At 73.3% G+C, this 15725-nt stretch carries 15 protein-coding genes and 1 riboswitch; of the genes, 6 read left to right on the top strand and 9 right to left on the bottom strand.

Annotated features, from left to right (window positions below; all coding sequences use genetic code 11):
* Window positions 1-83: 83 nt before the first annotated feature.
* Genes asnB through ACI79C_RS23600 form a run of 3 tightly spaced genes read right to left on the bottom strand, consistent with a single transcriptional unit; the run spans window position 84 to window position 2832 of the window.
* Window positions 84-2033, bottom strand: a complete 1950-nt coding sequence (gene asnB / locus ACI79C_RS23610) for an asparagine synthase (glutamine-hydrolyzing) (RefSeq protein ID WP_456948135.1) — start codon at window positions 2031-2033, stop codon at window positions 84-86.
* Between the two features lie 57 nt (window positions 2034-2090).
* The gene (locus ACI79C_RS23605; RefSeq protein ID WP_456948134.1) at window positions 2091-2477 is read right to left on the bottom strand and encodes a DUF3817 domain-containing protein; all 387 of its coding nucleotides are present in this window, start codon (window positions 2475-2477) and stop codon (window positions 2091-2093) included.
* Window positions 2467-2832, bottom strand: a complete 366-nt coding sequence (locus tag ACI79C_RS23600) for a metalloprotease (protein WP_456948133.1) — start codon at window positions 2830-2832, stop codon at window positions 2467-2469. The genes ACI79C_RS23605 and ACI79C_RS23600 overlap by 11 nt, the downstream gene beginning before the upstream one ends.
* Window positions 2833-3112: 280 nt before the next feature.
* Here ACI79C_RS23600 and ctaC point away from each other — a divergent pair, with 280 nt between their 5' ends.
* Complete coding sequence (ctaC, locus tag ACI79C_RS23595; RefSeq protein ID WP_456948132.1) at window positions 3113-3982, top strand: aa3-type cytochrome oxidase subunit II; 870 nt, start codon at window positions 3113-3115, stop codon at window positions 3980-3982.
* A gap of 45 nt (window positions 3983-4027) precedes the next feature.
* Window positions 4028-4429 (top strand): cytochrome c oxidase subunit 4, encoded by a 402-nt coding sequence (locus tag ACI79C_RS23590; RefSeq protein ID WP_456948131.1) that lies wholly within the window; start codon window positions 4028-4030, stop codon window positions 4427-4429.
* A 759-nt stretch (window positions 4430-5188) separates the two neighbouring features.
* Here the strand turns inward: ACI79C_RS23590 and qcrB are convergent.
* The 4 genes from qcrB to ctaE all read right to left on the bottom strand — a co-directional run bounded on the left by qcrB (window position 5189) and on the right by ctaE (window position 9545).
* A complete protein-coding gene (gene qcrB / locus ACI79C_RS23585) occupies window positions 5189-6853 on the bottom strand; it encodes a cytochrome bc1 complex cytochrome b subunit (RefSeq protein ID WP_456948130.1) in 1665 nt (554 codons plus the stop codon).
* Window positions 6853-7965: a cytochrome bc1 complex Rieske iron-sulfur subunit gene (gene qcrA / locus ACI79C_RS23580; protein ID WP_456948129.1), complete on the bottom strand. Its 1113-nt coding sequence runs from the start codon at window positions 7963-7965 to the stop codon at window positions 6853-6855. The genes qcrB and qcrA overlap by 1 nt, the downstream gene beginning before the upstream one ends.
* Before the next feature lie 70 nt (window positions 7966-8035).
* The gene (gene qcrC / locus ACI79C_RS23575) at window positions 8036-8923 is read right to left on the bottom strand and encodes a cytochrome bc1 complex diheme cytochrome c subunit (protein WP_456948128.1); all 888 of its coding nucleotides are present in this window, start codon (window positions 8921-8923) and stop codon (window positions 8036-8038) included.
* 7 nt (window positions 8924-8930) lie between these two features.
* Complete coding sequence (gene ctaE / locus ACI79C_RS23570; protein WP_456948127.1) at window positions 8931-9545, bottom strand: aa3-type cytochrome oxidase subunit III; 615 nt, start codon at window positions 9543-9545, stop codon at window positions 8931-8933.
* Between the two features lie 131 nt (window positions 9546-9676).
* Between ctaE and ACI79C_RS23565 the strand changes: the two genes are divergently transcribed.
* Both ACI79C_RS23565 and trpD read left to right on the top strand, forming a co-directional pair.
* The gene (locus ACI79C_RS23565; protein WP_456948126.1) at window positions 9677-10093 is read left to right on the top strand and encodes a hypothetical protein; all 417 of its coding nucleotides are present in this window, start codon (window positions 9677-9679) and stop codon (window positions 10091-10093) included.
* Window positions 10090-11145, top strand: coding sequence for an anthranilate phosphoribosyltransferase (trpD, locus tag ACI79C_RS23560; protein ID WP_456948125.1), 1056 nt, complete (start codon window positions 10090-10092; stop codon window positions 11143-11145). Before ACI79C_RS23565 ends, trpD begins: the two co-directional genes overlap by 4 nt.
* 55 nt (window positions 11146-11200) lie before the next feature.
* Here the strand turns inward: trpD and ACI79C_RS23555 are convergent, their stop codons facing one another.
* Complete coding sequence (locus ACI79C_RS23555) at window positions 11201-11488, bottom strand: Lrp/AsnC family transcriptional regulator (protein ID WP_456948124.1); 288 nt, start codon at window positions 11486-11488, stop codon at window positions 11201-11203.
* Window positions 11485-13371, bottom strand: coding sequence for a DEDD exonuclease domain-containing protein (locus ACI79C_RS23550; protein WP_456948123.1), 1887 nt, complete (start codon window positions 13369-13371; stop codon window positions 11485-11487). Before ACI79C_RS23550 ends, ACI79C_RS23555 begins: the two co-directional genes overlap by 4 nt.
* 275 nt (window positions 13372-13646) lie before the next feature.
* Between ACI79C_RS23550 and ACI79C_RS23545 the strand changes: the two genes are divergently transcribed.
* Together ACI79C_RS23545 and ACI79C_RS23540 are read left to right on the top strand one after the other, a co-directional pair.
* Window positions 13647-13961 (top strand): hypothetical protein, encoded by a 315-nt coding sequence (locus ACI79C_RS23545; protein ID WP_456948122.1) that lies wholly within the window; start codon window positions 13647-13649, stop codon window positions 13959-13961.
* A gap of 186 nt (window positions 13962-14147) precedes the next feature.
* A riboswitch (cyclic di-AMP (ydaO/yuaA leader) is annotated at window positions 14148-14346 on the top strand.
* 16 nt (window positions 14347-14362) lie between these two features.
* Window positions 14363-15448 (top strand): NlpC/P60 family protein, encoded by a 1086-nt coding sequence (locus ACI79C_RS23540; RefSeq protein WP_456948121.1) that lies wholly within the window; start codon window positions 14363-14365, stop codon window positions 15446-15448.
* Window positions 15449-15725: the final 277 nt, after the last annotated feature.

Below are 15725 nucleotides of genomic sequence, written 5' to 3'. Positions count from 1 at the left end.
CCCCCACCAACCCCCACACCCCACCCCCCCCCGACCCCCCGCGCCGGGACCGGGCGCTGTCGTCGTCCGGGGCGGGCCGGGCCCTACAACCTGACGGGGTAGACGGTCTCGGGGATCTGCGGGCGGATCCGCTCCTCGACGAAGATCCCGTGCCAGACCATGAAGACCAGCACCTCCCACACCTGGCGGGCGATGCGCTTGCTGGGCACCTCGGCCTCGCGCAGCCGGTCGAGCAGGCCGAGCACGTGGTCGCGGTCGAGCCACTCGTCGGTCTGGCTCTCGGTCACGACGTCCCGTGCCCAGTCGTGCAGCGGACCGGCGAGGAAGTCCGCGGTCGGCACGGGGAAGCCGAGCTTGCGCCGGTGCAGGATCGACGGCGGGACGATCTGCTCCATCGCCCGGCGCAGCGCGTACTTGGTGGCCCCCGCTCGGTCCCCGGAGCCGTTGCGCGGCACCCGCTGGTCCAGCGGGATGGTGCTGGCCAGCGCGAACACCTCGGGGTCGAGGAAGGGCACGCGCAGCTCGAGGGAGTTGGCCATGGTCATCTTGTCGGCCTTGACCAGGATGTCCCCGCGCAGCCAGGTGAACAGGTCCACGTACTGCATGGCCGTCACGTCGTCGTAGCCGGCCTCGCGGGTCTGCCTGTAGAGGTCCTCGGTCACCGTCACGTGGGACAGGTCCGCGTCGTGGCCCCGCATGAGCGCCTTGAGCTCGGCGACCGAGAAGTTCCGGGCGTTGCCGTAGTAGCGCTCCTCCAGCGGGATCGAGGCCCGGCGCAGCAGGTCCTTGCCGCGCATCCCCTCGGGCAGCCGGCCGGAGAGCCCCGCCATCGCCCGCTTGGCGACCCGCGGCAGCCGCTCGGCCCAGGCCAGGCTCAGCGGCTCCCGGTAGATCGTGTAGCCGCCGAAGAGCTCGTCGGCCCCCTCGCCGGAGAGCACCACCTTCACGTGCTTGCGGGCCTCGCGGGCCACGAAGTACAGCGGCACCAGCGCGGGGTCGGCCACCGGGTCGTCGAGGTACCAGACGACCTCGGGGATGGCGGCGGCGAACTGCTGCGCGTCGATGACCACGGGCACGTGCTTGACGCCGAGGGTCGCCGCCGACTCGGCGGCGATGTCCACCTCGGACGTCGACTCGCGCTCGAAGCCCACGGTGAAGGTCAGCAGGTCGGGGTTGTAGCGGTGGGCCAACGCCGCGATGGCGGTGGAGTCGATGCCGCTGGAGAGGAACGACCCCACCGTGACGTCGGCGCGCATGTGCTTGGCCACCGACTCGTCGAGGGCCGCGGCGATGCGGTCGTAGAGCTCCTGCTCGCGCCCCGCGGGCACCGGCTGCGGCCGGAAGGTCGGGTGGAAGTAGCGGCTGGTCCGCAGCTCGCCGTCGACCACGGTGAAGCTGGTGCCGCTCTCGATGCGGCGGATGCCGCGGTGCAGCGTCGCCGGCTCCGGGACGTACTGCAGCGTCAGGTAGTGCTGCAGCGAGGCCGGGTCCACACCGCCGGCGGCCTCGCTGCCCCCGAGCATCTCCAGCACGGCCTTCTTCTCGGAGCTGAAGACGAGGCCGCCGTCGGCCAGGCGGGCAGTGAACAGCGGCTTGATCCCGAACGGGTCGCGGGCGCCGAACGCCGTCCGGGTGTGGGTGTCCCAGATGACGAACGAGAACATGCCGCGCAGCCGGCGGACGACGTCCTGCCCCCACAGGTGGTAGCCGGCCACGATCGTCTCGGTGTCGCCGTGCGTGGTCAGCTGCGCGCCGGCGGCGGCGAGCTCCTCGCGGAGCTCCAGGTAGTTGTAGATCTCGCCGTTGAACAGGATGCGGTAGCGGTCGCCGGCGTAGGGGAGCGGCTGCGGGCTGCCCTCGAGGTCGATGATCGACAGCCGGTTGAAGCCGAGCACCACGCGGGAGTCCGACCACACCGCGGTGTCGTCGGGACCGCGGTGGTGCAGGCAGTGCAGGGCGTCCTGGACACCCGAGACGTGGGAGTCGCCGACCCGGTCGGCGTCGGTGGACAGGTAGGCCAGCAGGCCGCACATGAGGCGCAGGTCTCCGGGGGGGTCGGCTCGAGTCCCGGCCGAGGGGCCGGGACGGGGTCAGACGCGCTCGCCGGCGCGGGTCTTGCGGGTGGCGATCCGTTCGGCGACGAAGGACACGATCGGGATGGTCCCCGCCAGCAGCACGAGGACCGTCCCCCTGAGCGTCCACCACGCACGCAGTGCGAGGTCGCAGGCGGTGAGGAAGAAGATGGCGTAGAGCCAGCCGTGCAGGGTGCCGATGACGGCGACGGGCGTGTCCGTGCCGCCGAGGTACTTCAGCGGCACCGCCACCAGGATGAGGGCGATGAGCAGCACCCCGACGACCCAGGCCATCACCCGGTACCGGGTCAGGGCCGCGGGCACGCCCTGACCGACCCGGCGGGCGAGGGTGCGGGGCAGGCCGCGGCCGCGCGCGGACGACGCGACGTCGGGCTCAACGCCCATTGCTGCTCCGCCGGCCGAGGGCCTTCTCGTTGAGCTCGGCCAGGTAGGCGTTGTACGCCGCCAGTTCGGGGTCGCCGGTGGTGTCGATGCGGGGCCGCTGGTACAGGACCAGGGCGTTGCCCGGCTCGTCCTCGTCGGGGTCGCGCCGCAGCTCGTCACGGACCATGCGGATGTAGAAGAACAGGCCCATGCACCCGTACAGCGGCCACTGCAGGGCGTAGCTCCAGTTCACCGCCCCGCCGCCGGCCTCGGCCTTGGTCAGCTGCCAGTAGCCGAGGAAGAAGGTGGCCACGAACAGCGCGGCCACCACCAGGTGCAGCACCACCCACATCGGGGTCAGCAGCCGGGTCCACACGGCCTCGACTGTAACCGCCGCGGCCCTCCGCACGGGGTCGCCGGTGAGGGGTCTCACCGGAGTGCCGCCCGTGCGCGGACCAGCCGGCGGCGCCGCCCTCGGCCCCTCGCGCGGCGCGACCCGCCGGGACGCCGTCTCCGGTGGTCGGCCGCCATGCGGGGTCGGCTAGTCTCGCCGCAGACTGTGGTCGGCACAGAGGTCGTTCACCGCCTACCGGTGGACGGCGCGCCGGGGAAGACCGTCCGGGTTGTCCGGGCGGGGGACGAGGAGGCAGCGAGCAGTGGCTCGAGGCAGCAGGCTCGCGCGGGGCGCCGCGCTCGGTCTCCTGGGGGTGGTCACCCTCACCGGGTGCACGCCCAACAACGAGTTCTGGCGCTGGGGGTGGCCCGACGGGATCACCGACGAGGCCTACGCCATGCGCGACCTGTGGATCTGGTCGGTCATCGCGGCGCTGCTCGTCGGCATCGGTGTGTGGGGCCTGATCCTCTGGTCGGTCGTCCGTCACCGGAAGCGCGGGGACGAGCTGCCCAAGCAGACGGCGTACAACCTGCCGCTGGAGATCGTCTACACGATCATCCCCTTCCTCATCATCGCCGGGCTGTTCTTCTTCACCGTGGTGACGCAGAACAAGGTGATGGAGCGCAGCGAGGACCCCGACGTCACGGTCGCGGTCAACGCGTTCAAGTGGAACTGGCAGTTCGTCTACCCCGAGACCACCGGGCAGGACGGCGAGCCGGTCAACACGGTCGGCAACAGCGAGGAGATCCCGATCCTCGTGCTGCCCACCGACCAGACCGTCCGGTTCGAGGTCGCCTCGGCCGACGTCATCCACTCCTTCTGGGTGCCGGAGTTCCTCTTCAAGCTCGACGTCATCCCGGGCAACGAGAACGGCCGCGACAACGTCTTCGAGGTGACCATCCGCGAGGAGGGCGCCTTCGTCGGACGCTGCGCCGAGCTGTGCGGCACCTACCACGCCTACATGAACTTCGAGGTGCGGGCCGTCTCGCCGGCGGACTACGACGCCTACCTGGCGGCCCGGGAGTCGGGGCTGAGCACCTTCGACGCGCTGGAGAGCATCGGCCTGCCCGGTGACGCCCAGACGACGTCGCCCTGGGACCTCGTCGACGACGCGCAGCGGGCCGATGGCTGACCGGCGTCTCCGCCCGGGTTCCACCACGCAGCAGGAGGGACGGCCGTGAAGGTCGAAGCGCTCATCTTCAACATCATCGGGGTGTTCTGCATCGCGATGGCGATCGTCTACGGGGTGTGGTCCCGCGAGCCGATCGGCACCACGGCGCTCGTGCTCTCCGGCGGCCTGACCTTCCTCATCGGCGGCTTCTTCTGGTTCGTGTCGCGCCGCATCGACGCGCGACCCGAGGACCGCAAGGACGCCGACATCGCCGACGGCGCCGGTGAGCTCGGCTTCTTCAGCCCCGCCAGCTACTGGCCGTTCGGCATCGCCCTGTCGGCCGGCCTGATGGGTGTGGCGCTCGCGTTCTTCTACCCGTGGCTGATCATCCTGGCCGCCGCGGCGCTGCTGATCACCATCGGCGGGCTGCTGTTCGAGTACTACGTGGGGCAGAACGCGCACAGCTGACGCGCCTGCCGCTCGTCCACGAGGGCCCCTTCCCGCTCCGGTGGGCAGGGGGCCCTCGTCGTGCGAGGCGCGCCCGTCGGGCCCTGGTGCAGGCCTCGAGTGGGCCGGTGCCGTCCGCAGCAGCACGGACGGCGACACCCAGGGGCGCGCGGCGGTCGGGTGGGGCCTCACGCGGGGGAGCGGCACCTCGGCAGCCCACCGCACCGTGGACCCCGCCCGCCGCCCGCCGATGCCCCGGGCGAGGCACGTCGCGTACCACGTCCAGCCCCGCGGAGGCGGGCCCGTGTGACCGGGTGGCACACCCGCCGGTCGTCGATGGGCCACGTGGTGTCGAGGGTCAGCCGTGGGGGCGGAGAGCCTCGGACAGGCGCGGGCGGGCGTCCTCAGGTCCACGCATGGCCCGGGCGCCCACCGAGGCGCTGAGAGCGGTCAGCGGCCGTCCGTCCGCGGGCCCGGCCGAGTCAGGGTCACCGTCAGCCGGGCGGCCCGGTGGATCGGCCGACGGGCGGCACCGGACGCCGCGGGCGCCGGCGGGCGTCAGCCCCACGGGCGGCCTCCGGTCGGTCCTGCGGGGCTCCGTCCGCCACGTGGACGAGGCCGTGGGCGACCTCGTGGGTGCTGCGCCCCGCGACGGGGAGCCGATGGTGCCGCGCCGTGGGTGACGCCGACCGCCCGGCCGATCCCTCAGCGGTGCACCCGGGAACGCGGAGGGCCCCGACGGACGGATCCGTCGGGGCCCTCCAGTGAGGCGCAGTGCGGTCAGTCGCGCGGCTCCTGCGGCCGGCCACCCTCGGAGGGACGACCGGAGGTGGTGAGCTCGCGGCTGGCCTGACCGGCGGCCTGGCCGTGCTCCTCCTGCCGCTGCTCGAGCTCCACCCGCGCCGGTTCCTCGATGGGACGGAAGAACCCGCGGATGGCCCGGCGGGCGCCGCCGACCTGGTTCATCCGCTTCGGCACGGGCGCTCCGCCATAGGCGAGCGAGCTGTGGCCGTGCTCGTCCACCGGCCCGAGGGGCTGGTGCACCTCGATGAACTCGCCGTGCGGCAGTCGCCGGATGACGCCGGTCTCGATGCCGTGCTCGAGCACCTCGCGGTCGTGCTTCTCGAGACCGAGGCAGATCCGGTAGGTGAGCACGTAGGCGATCGGCGGGAGGATGATCACGCCGATGCGGCCGGCCCAGGTCATCGCGTTGAGGCTGATGTCGAACTTCTCGGCGATGACGTCGTTGCCGCCCGAGAGCAGCAGCACCACGTAGAACGTGAGGGCCATGACGCCCAGCGCCGTCCGCACGGGCACGTCGCGGGGGCGCTGCAGCAGGTGGTGCGACGCGGTGTCGCCGGTGAGCTTGCGCTCGATCATCGGGTAGAGCGCCAGGACCGTGAAGATGATCCCCGCGACGACGACGGTCGGCCAGAACAGCGCCGGGATCGTGTAGTCCCCGGGGAGGTTGAGGTCCCACGCCGGGAACAGCCGCGACGTCCCGTCGAGGAACATGACGTACCAGTCGGGCTGGGACGCCGCGGAGACCTGCGCCGGGTTGTACGGGCCCCACAGCCAGACCGGGTTGATCTGCACGAGCCCGCCGAGCGCGGCGCAGACGCCGAACACGATGAAGAACAGGCCGGTGGCCTTGCCCGCGAAGGTCGGGAAGAGCCGGTTGCCGACCACGTTGTGCTCGGTCCGCCCCGGGCCGGGGAACTGGGTGTGCTTCTGCTTGACCAGGATCAGCAGGTGGACGGCGATGAGGGCCAGCATGATCGCCGGGATGAGCAGCACGTGGGCGATGTAGAGCCGCCCGACGATGAACTCGCCGACGTAGTCGCCGTTGAAGACCGCCCAGTGCACCCAGGTGCCGACGACGGGGATCGACAGGATGATCGCCGACATGATCCGCAGGCCGGTGCCCGAGAGCAGGTCGTCGGGGATCGAGTAGCCGGCGAAGCCCTCGCCGATGGCCAGGATCAGCAGCACGACGCCGATCAGCCAGTTGGTCTCCCGCGGCCGGCGGAAGGCGCCGGTGAAGAAGATGCGCAACAGGTGGACCACGATCGCGGCCACGAACAGCAGCGCCGCCCAGTGGTGCACCTGGCGGATGAAGAGCCCACCGCGCACGTCGAACGAGATGCCGAGGGTGGACTCGTAGGCCGCCGACATCTCCACGCCGCGCAGCGGCGCATAGCTGCCCTCGTAGACGACCTCGCGCATGGAGGCGTCGAAGAAGAAGGTCAGGTACGTGCCCGTGAGCAGCAGGATGACGAACGCGTAGAGCGCGATCTCCCCGAGCAGGAACGACCAGTGGTCGGGGAAGACCTTGTTGAGGGTCCGCCGGAGCGGACCGGCGACGATGAGGCGGTCGTCGAACTCGACGGCGGCCTTGCCGAGCCGCGAGGTGGGGACACCTGGCGCGGTGGCGGTGCGAGCCATCAGATGCGCTCCCGGTTCCAGTAGGTGGGGCCTACAGCCTCAATGTAGTCACTGCGTGCCACGAAGAAGCCCTCCTCGTCGACCGTGATCGGCAGCTGGGGCAGCGGCCGGGTCGCCGGACCGAAGATCGGCTTGGCGCCCTGCGTGATGTCGAACTGCGACTGGTGGCAGGGGCAGAGGATGCGGCTGGTCTCCTGCTCGTACAGGGACACCGGGCAGCCGGCGTGGGTGCAGATCTTGGAGTAGGCGACGTAGTCGCCGTAGCCGAAGTCGTCCTGACCGCGGCGGGGCCGGTCGACGGCCACCTGCTCCGGGCGGAGGCGGAAGAGCATCGTCGCCGCGTCGGACTCGCGGTTCCCGCCGGGCACCGCCGGGAAGACGGTCTCCATCGAGCCGGGCTGCTGGTCGCCGGGCCGGATGGGGGTGCCGTCGTCACGGACCAGCCGGACGCCCCGCGCCCAGCTGGTCACCCCCAGGGGGTTGCCCGTGTTCGGGTTCTTGATCAGACCGCCCAGCGGCATGAGCAGCATCAGGCCCAGGCCGCCGCCCATGAACAGCAGCGAGCGGCTGATCAGCTTGCGCCGGGCCAGGCCGCTGTTGTGCAGACCGCCGACGAGGGTCGCCCCGGTGGTGACCCGGTCGAAGTGGGATCCGTCGTGCTTGTCCTGCACCGCCGTCTCGTGCGGCAGCAGCTTCTTGGTGTAGAGCACGAGGCCGACGCCGACCAGCGCCAGGGAGAGTCCCATCAGGGCGCCCAGCAGCGGGGTGAACAGGGCGCTCCAGCCGCGCTCGGTGATGTCCCAGTGCCAGTCCGGGAGGAACCACCCGGAACCGACGTAGACGACCACGAACAGGAGGGCGGCCACGCCGGCCAGGGCGAAGGTGAGGCCCACCTGGCGGACCGCACGACGCTCCAGGGGCGAGCCCGGCTCGGGGCCCGGGTCGACGTGGAGGATCTCGACGTCGTCGTAGCTGGCGCCGAGGCGGTCGAGCTCCTCCCGTGGCATCGCCGCGAGCTGCTCGGGGGTGTAGAGCTCGTCCGGGCCGCCGACGTGCGGGCCGGGAGCGTCCGCGCCGCCGGCCGAACCGGGGCGGGTCTCGCGCGTGGTCACGCTTCCTCCTCGCTGACGGCGGTGGTCAGCGCTCGCTGGGCGGTCTTCGCTGCTGATCTCGCGGGCCCGCTCACGCCTTGCTCCCCATCCAGAAGATCCCGAAGAGCAGGATGCTGACGCCCACGGTCCAGATGACCAGGCCCTCGGCCGCAGGCCCGAGGCGGCCGACGCCGGCCCCGCCCGGGTCTGCCTGGGACTGGATCGTCTGGACGTAGTTGATGATGGACCGCTTCTCCTCCGGGGTGAGCTGGTTGTCCCCGAAGACCGGCATGTTCTCCGGGCCGGAGAGCATCGCGGTGTAGATCTCCATGTCCGTGACGTCGTTGAGGCTCGGGGCCCGCTTGCCGGAGGACAGCGCGCCGCCCTCGCCGACGAAGTTGTGGCAGGAGGAGCAGTTGAGCCGGAAGAGCTCACCGCCCTGGGCCAGGTCGCCGTCGCGCAGGTCGCCGGAGGGCAGCGTCGGCCCGCCACCGTTGGTCTGGACGTAGGCCATCAGCTGGTCGATCTCCTCCTCGGAGAAGACGGCGGGCTTGTCGGGCGCCTGGGCCTCCTGCCGCACGAGGGGCATGCGGCCGGTGTGCACCTGGAAGTAGACGGCCGCCTCGCCGACGCCGATGAGCGAGGGTCCCCGGTTCGGGACACCCTCGAGGTTCTCGCCGTGGCAGGTGATGCAGCTGCGTTCGTAGAGCTCGCGGCCGGCGGCCTCGGCCGAGGACTCGCCGGCGGTGCCCTCGTCGCTGGCGTACGCCGGGGACAGCGCCGAGTACAGCGCGCCGGTCAGCACGAGGGCGGCCATCAGGCCGGCCACGTTGGCCACGCGGCGGCGGTGCTTGGACCGGCGGCGGGCGCGGGCCGCCGCGGCGGGCGTGCCGTCAGCGGAGCGTCGGGACCAGCGGGCGCGGCCGCGGGGCGACTCGGCGTCGGGCTGGGCGTCGGACTGCGGGTTCGTGGAGGACACCGGTTCCCTAGCGGATCAGGTAGATCGTGGCGAAGAGCCCGACCCACACGACGTCGACGAAGTGCCAGTAGTAGGAGACCACGATGGCCGAGGTCGCCTGTGCCGGCGTGAACCGGCCCATGGTGGACCGGATGAGCATGTAGACGAAGGCGACGAGGCCCCCGATGACGTGCAGCGCGTGGAACCCGGTCGTCAGGTAGAAGACCGACCCGTACGTGGAGCTGGAGATCGTCGTGTCGTGGTCCATGACGAGCACCCGGTACTCGTTGGCCTGGCCGAGCACGAAGACCAGACCCATGACGAAGGTGATCGTGAACCAGCGCCGGAGGCCGTACACGTTGCCGTTCTCCGCCGCGAAGACGCCGAGCTGGCAGGTCACCGAGGACGCCACCAGGATGATCGTGAAGACCAGCGCGTAGGGCAGGTTCAGCTCGGTCGGCTCCGGTGGCCACCCGTCGGTGGCCCGGGCGCGCGCGGTGAAGTACATGGCGAACAACCCGGCGAAGAACATCAGCTCGCTCGAGAGCCAGATGATCGTGCCGACGCTGACCATGTTCGGTCGGGTCAGGGAGTGCACCCGGGAGGTGTCGAAGGTGCCGCTCGCCACGGGAGCCGTTGTCACGGGCTCATCATGGCATCGGCTCCGGCCAGCCCACGACCGCGGGTGCTGGGTGTGGCGGCCACCGTGACCTCCCCGATACCTGCGTGTGCACGGTCCCCGGGCGCGGGGGGCCCTGCCACTAGGCTGCGGCCGTGAGTGACGCAGCGGCAACCGTCCTGGTGTACAGCTCCCGGCCCGAGGTCCGGGCCGCCGTCCGCACCGCGGTGGGGCGCCGCCCGGCGGCCGACGTCGGCCCGGTGACGTGGGTGGAGTGCGCCACGGGCGAGGAGGTCGTCGAGGCCGTGGACGGCGGCGGCATCGACCTGTGCATCCTCGACGGCGAGGCGCAGCCGACCGGCGGGCTGGCGCTCAGCCGGCAGCTGACCGTCGAGGTGGCCGACCGGCCCGCGGTGTGCGTGCTCATCGCCCGGCAGCCCGACCGCTGGCTGGCGCACTGGTCCCTGGCCGACGCGACGCTGCCGTTCCCGATCGACCCGCTGACCGCCCCCGCCGCCGTTGCCGACCTGCTCCGGGACCGGGTGGGACGCCGGCCGGCCCCGCGCCGGTGACCGCCCGCACGCCCACCTGGCCCGCGCTGCTCACCCGGCTGCTGGCCCGCGAGGACCTCTCCAGCGACGAGGCGGCGTGGGCCATGCGGGAGGTGATGGCCGGCGAGGCCACGCCGGCCCAGATCGCCGCCTTCGCCGTCGCGCTGCGCGCCAAGGGGGAGTCGCCGGAGGAGGTCGCCGGGCTGTCGGCCACCATGCTGGAGCGGGCCACGCCGGTGGACCTGCCGCTGGCCTGCGTCGACATCGTGGGCACCGGCGGGGACGGGGCGCACACGGTCAACATCTCCTCGATGGCCGCGGTCGTCGCCGCGGCGGCCGGGGCGCCGGTCGCCAAGCACGGCAACCGGGCCGCGTCCTCGTCCTCCGGGGCCGCGGACGTCCTCGAGGCCCTCGGGGTCGTCATCGACCTCCCGGCCGCGGCGGTCGCCGCCTGTGTGCGGGAGGCCGGGATCGGCTTCTTCTTCGCCCCGGTCTTCCACCCCGGTTTCCGGCACACCGCCGTCCCGCGACGGGAGATGGGCGTCGGGACGGTCTTCAACTTCCTGGGCCCGCTGGCCAACCCCGCGCGCCCGGTGGCGGCCGCCATCGGCTGTGCCGACGCCCGCATGGCGCCGGTGCTGGCCGCCGTCCTCTCCGGGCGCGGCATGCGCGGCCTGGTGTTCCGCGGGGACGACGGCCTCGACGAGCTCACGACCACCACGACCTCGTCGGTGTGGGTGGTCCGCGACGGCGAGGTGGAGCCAGATCGGCTCGACCCGACCGCGCTGGGGATCGAGGTCCCGCCGTCCGGCGCCCTGCGCGGCGGGAACCCGGCCTTCAACGCCGACGTCTTCCGGCGGGTGGTGGCGGGGGAGCGGGGGCCCGTCCGCGACGCGGTGCTGCTCAACGCCGCCGCCGCGCTGGCCGCGTTCGACGAGCGGACGGGGCGGCTGCACGACGTCCTCGCCGGCGGGCTGGAGCGGGCCGCCGCCGCGATCGACGACGGGCGCGCTCAGGTCCAGCTGGAGCGGTGGGTGACCGTCAGCCGGTCCCTCCGCGCACAGGCCCCGTAGGCCCCCTGCAGGATCCCGGCGCGAGGTGCGAGCGGCGGGGGCAGGGGGTCCTTCTTCAGTCGGCGGTGTCGAAGCCGATCGCGAAGGCCGCCTCGAGGTCGTGCCGGGAGTAGGCGCGGAACGCGATGTGGGTGTCGGTCTCGAGCACGCCGGGGACCTTGTTGATCCGGCCGGCCACCACGTCGGCGACCTGCTCGAACTCGCGGACCCGCACCACGGCGATGAGGTCGACGTCGCCTGCGACGGAGTAGACCTCGCTCACGCCGTCGAGGTCGGCGACGGCCTCGGCCACCTCGGGGATCGAGTCGGTGGCCGCGTCGATCATGACGATGGCGGTGATCACGCCGGGGATGCTAGCCGGGGTGCCGACCCGCTGACGGAGCCGCGCGGAGCGGGGGAGACCCGGTCGGGGCGGGCGCGGGTGCTCAGGGAGCGGCTGTCGGCGAAGGGGTCGCGGTCGGCGCGGCCGGCCTCGACGCGGTCGAGGAACGTGGTGTAGCTCCCGGTGCCGGGGGCGGCGCAGGCGAGGGTCCCGGTCACCTGGACCAGCCGGGTGCCCGGCTTCTCCATCCAGCGCAGCACCAGTTCGGTCTCGTCGACCGAGGCGGCCAGCTCGTCCTCGGGGCCCAGGGGCGTCTCCGCCGTGGCCAGCAGCCCGGCGAGGGTGGCCCGTACGGAGGAGCCGCGGGGCGCGCAGCCTGCGGCCACCAGGCGGCCCCGGCGGACGACGGACAGCTGCCAGCCGCCCTCGAACGCCGGCCGGGCGAGGACCAGCTCGGGTACGGCGGCCAGGGATGCCAGCCGCTGCCGGCGGCGCACCGCCCGGACGAGGACGGCCACGCGGTCCCGCAGCACCGCCGCGTCCTCGTAGCGCTCCTGGGCGGCCAGCCGGTCGACGCGGGCCAGCAGCGGCGCCAGCAGGGCCCGGGGGTCGGCCGCGACCGCGGCCCGCAGCACCCCGGCGATCGCGGCGTACTCGTCGACCGACTGCGCGCCGGTGCACGGCGCGCCGCAGCGCCCCATCCCGGCCAGGGCGCAGGCGGTGCCGAGCACCTTCACCGACAGCCGGCCGGTGCACTGGCGCAGCGGCAGGGACTCGTGGATGGCGGCGACGGCGGCGTCGGCGGCCCGCCGGTCGGGGAAGGGCCCGAGGAACACCCCGGTGCCCGGCCGCACCCGGCGCACCACCGACAGGCGGGGGAAGGGTTCCTCGGTGAGCCGCACCCACAGCGCCCGCTCGGGGAAGCGGGAGCGGCGGTTGTAGCGCGGTTTGTGCTCGGCGATGAGCCGCAGCTCGCGGACGGCGGCTTCGAGGTCGTGCGCGCAGGGGATCGCGTCGACCCGCTGCGCCAGCGCCACCATCTCGGTGATCCGGCTGCGCTGCTCGGCCGCGGTGAAGTAGGTGCGCACCCGGCTGCGGAGGTCGTTCGACGTCCCCACGTAGAGCGGCTCGTCCCGCGGCCCGCGGAACACGTAGACGCCCGGACCGGAGGGGACGCCGTCGGCCAGGTGCCGCTTGCGGAGCCGTTCCGGGTCGACCTGCCGGCTGAGGGTGGAGAGCTCCTCCAGGGTGGTGATCCCCAGGGGCCCCAGCCGCTCGAAGAGGCCGTGCAGCACGTCGACCGTGGCGCGGGCGTCGGCCAGGGCCCGGTGGCACGGCTCGGTCTGGGTGCGGAAGTACGGCGCGAGGGTGGCCAGCTTGCAGTTGGGGACCTCGTCGCGGGTCAGCAGCCGGCGGGCCAGGACGGCGGTGTCGACCGAGGCGGCCGCCGGCCACGGGATGCCGTTCTCCGCACACGCCGCCTTGAGGAAGCCCAGGTCGAACGGGGCGTTGTGGGCGACGAGGACCGCGCCCCGGGCGAACTCCAGGAAGCTGGGCAGGACCGCGCCGATCCGCGGGGCCGCCGCGACCATCGTCGTCGTGATGCCGGTCAGCACGCTGATGTAGGGCGGGATCTCGCAGCCGGGGTCGACCAGGGTCTGGAACTCGCCGAGGACCTGCCCGCCGCGGACCTTGACCGCACCGATCTCGGTGATCGCGCTGTCCTTGGGGGAACCCCCGGTGGTCTCCAGGTCGACGACGACGAAGGTGACCTCCGCCAGCGCGGTGCCCAGCTCGTCGATGGTGGCCTGCTCGTAGCGGGGGAGCCCGCCCGCGGCTCGCGCGGCCGTCCCGGCGAGGTGGGCGGGGGAGAGCGGCACCTGCCGGGGAAGGGAGGAGGGCACGGGCGGACGGTAGGTCGGGCCAGTGACAGTCCCGGGGACGCGCGCCGGACGGCGGCCGGTGCCGGCGGGTTCGCAGCGGCTCGGGTGGGAGGCGCCACGGCGCGGGGGCGCCCGAGGGCGTTGCCGGCCGCGTGCGTGTCCGTGCCGCCGCTGGGCCCGTCCCGCCGCGGCGCGGTCGCGCGGAACTGTCGGTGCCCGTCCCTACCGTGCGAGCCGGACCGACCGGGGCCATGGAGGGCCTCCGCGACCGGGGTCGGCCAGCTGAGGAGTGGGTCATGTTGATCGACTGCGACACCTGCACCGTGCGCGGCACCGGCTGTGCCGACTGCGTCGTCACCGTGCTGCTGGGGGCGCCGCCGGGCTGGCGGGGCGAGGACCCGACCGTTGTGCCGATGACCGGCCGGCGCCAGGCCGGCGTGGCCGAGGACGCCGTCGTCCCGGGTCCGGGCGTGGTCGTGGAGTTCGACGAGGTCGAGCGCCGTGCCGTCCGAGCGCTCGCCGAGGGCGGCCTGGTGCCGCCGCTGCGGCACCAGAGTCAGCCGGGTGCGCGGGACGGCGGGTCGGCACGAGGCAGGCGGCGCACGGGGTGACCCGGTTCCCTGCGGGGCCGGTGCGCCCCGGCCGGCACGCCGCGGGTGACGCCGACGACGGTGTGTCGCTCCGCCGCCCTGTGGATGTCACCACAGTTCCCGCAGGCCCCATTTGTCACAACTTCATCACGCCCGTACGGTGAGCCGGTCCGACCGGGTGGTCGTCACCCGCAGAGAGGTGGCCTCGGCCGGGCACCGCCGAATCGCCCGACGTGCCCGTACGGCACGGAGGGGGAACCGGGGACCCACCGCAGCACTGGGGTGAGTTCTCGCGTGCGCCGGTCCGCCGGGGCACACGCGCCGGCTCGCCGGGGCGCAGAGATAGGGCACGTCTTCCCAGCCCGAACCCGTCAGCTAACTCGGTAGGCGGTTGCTGAGGAAGAAACGGAGAGCCGCCGACCGTGGCGACCCCCCGCCCTGCCCTGGGGCATGCGCTCGACCAGATCGACTCCGACCTCCCGCTGGCGTTCCGCCGCCCGACCCTGCCCCGCCGCCTCGGCCGGGGGATCGTCGTGGGCGCCGTCGCGACGCTCTCCCTGACGCTGCTGCCGGGGACCGCTGCCGCGGACCCGGAGCAGGCCACCAGCGCGGCGCAGGCCGCGCAGCTCGTCGCGCGGGCCGGTCACGACCTCGAGGTCGTCACCGAGCAGGTCAACGAGGCCCGCGAGACTCTCGCCCAGCAGCAGGCCGCCGCGGAGGCCGCGCACCAGGCCGCCGCCGCGGCCCGGCAGCAGCTCGACGCCCTCGACGGCCAGATCCGTCAGGTCGCCCGCACCGCCTTCACCGCTGGTGACGGGATGCCCGAGCTGGACCTGCTGATGACCAGCGACTCACCCGAGGACTTCGTGTCCCAGCTGGCCATGCTCGAGGCGATCGCCGGCCACACCAACGAGGTGCTCGCCGAGGTCGCCCGGAGCGCGGGTGCTGCCGAGCAGGCCCAGCAGGACGCCGACGCCGCCGCGGTCCGGGCGCAGGCCACCCTGGACGACGTCACCGCGCGGCAGGAGCAGCTCGAGGCGGACATCGCCGACTACCAGGCGCAGTACGCCGCGCTGTCGGCCCCGCAGCAGCAGGAGGTCGTCACGGCGCACGCCGGGCAGGCCGTGGCCGCCGCCGCGCCGGCCCCCGCCAGCAGCGGTGCGGTCCAGGCCGCCGTCGACACCGCGCTGGCCCAGGTCGGGGACCCCTACGTCTGGGGTGCCGGCGGGCCGAACGCCTTCGACTGCTCCGGCCTGACCCAGTACGCGTACGCCGCGGCCGGGATCAGCCTCCCGCACTCCAGCCGCATCCAGTCGACGATGGGCACCGCGGTCTCTCGCGCGGACCTGCAGCCGGGCGACCTGATCTTCTACTACAGCCCGGTCAGCCACGTGGCGATGTACATCGGCAACGGCCAGATGGTCCACGCCTCGACGTCGGGCCAGCCGGTCAAGGTCGTCAGCGTCGACTCGATGGGCGGCATCACCGCCATGCGCCGCATCGCCTGAGGGGCGCCGCTCCCGCCACCACTCGCGGGCTCGGACCGGGCCGGTGACCTCCACGGGGGGTCACCGGCCCGACCTCTGTCCCCTGCGTCCTGAGCCGGTGGAGGGCCCGGGGGTGGCCCCGTCCCGGCACCCCCTGAGCTCGCGAAGGCCCGGGGGTGGCCCCGTCCCGGCACCCCCCTGAGCTCGCGAAGGCCCGGGGGTGGCCCCGTCCCGGGTCCCGCCCTGAGCTCGTGAAGGGTGGGCAGGACGGGGTCCTTCCCGGGGTCCTTCCCGGGGT

This window comes from Geodermatophilus sp. SYSU D00697 (genome assembly GCF_054050175.1).
The sequence above is the reverse complement of the archived record's forward strand: the minus strand, read 5'-3'. Positions and strand labels throughout refer to the sequence as shown.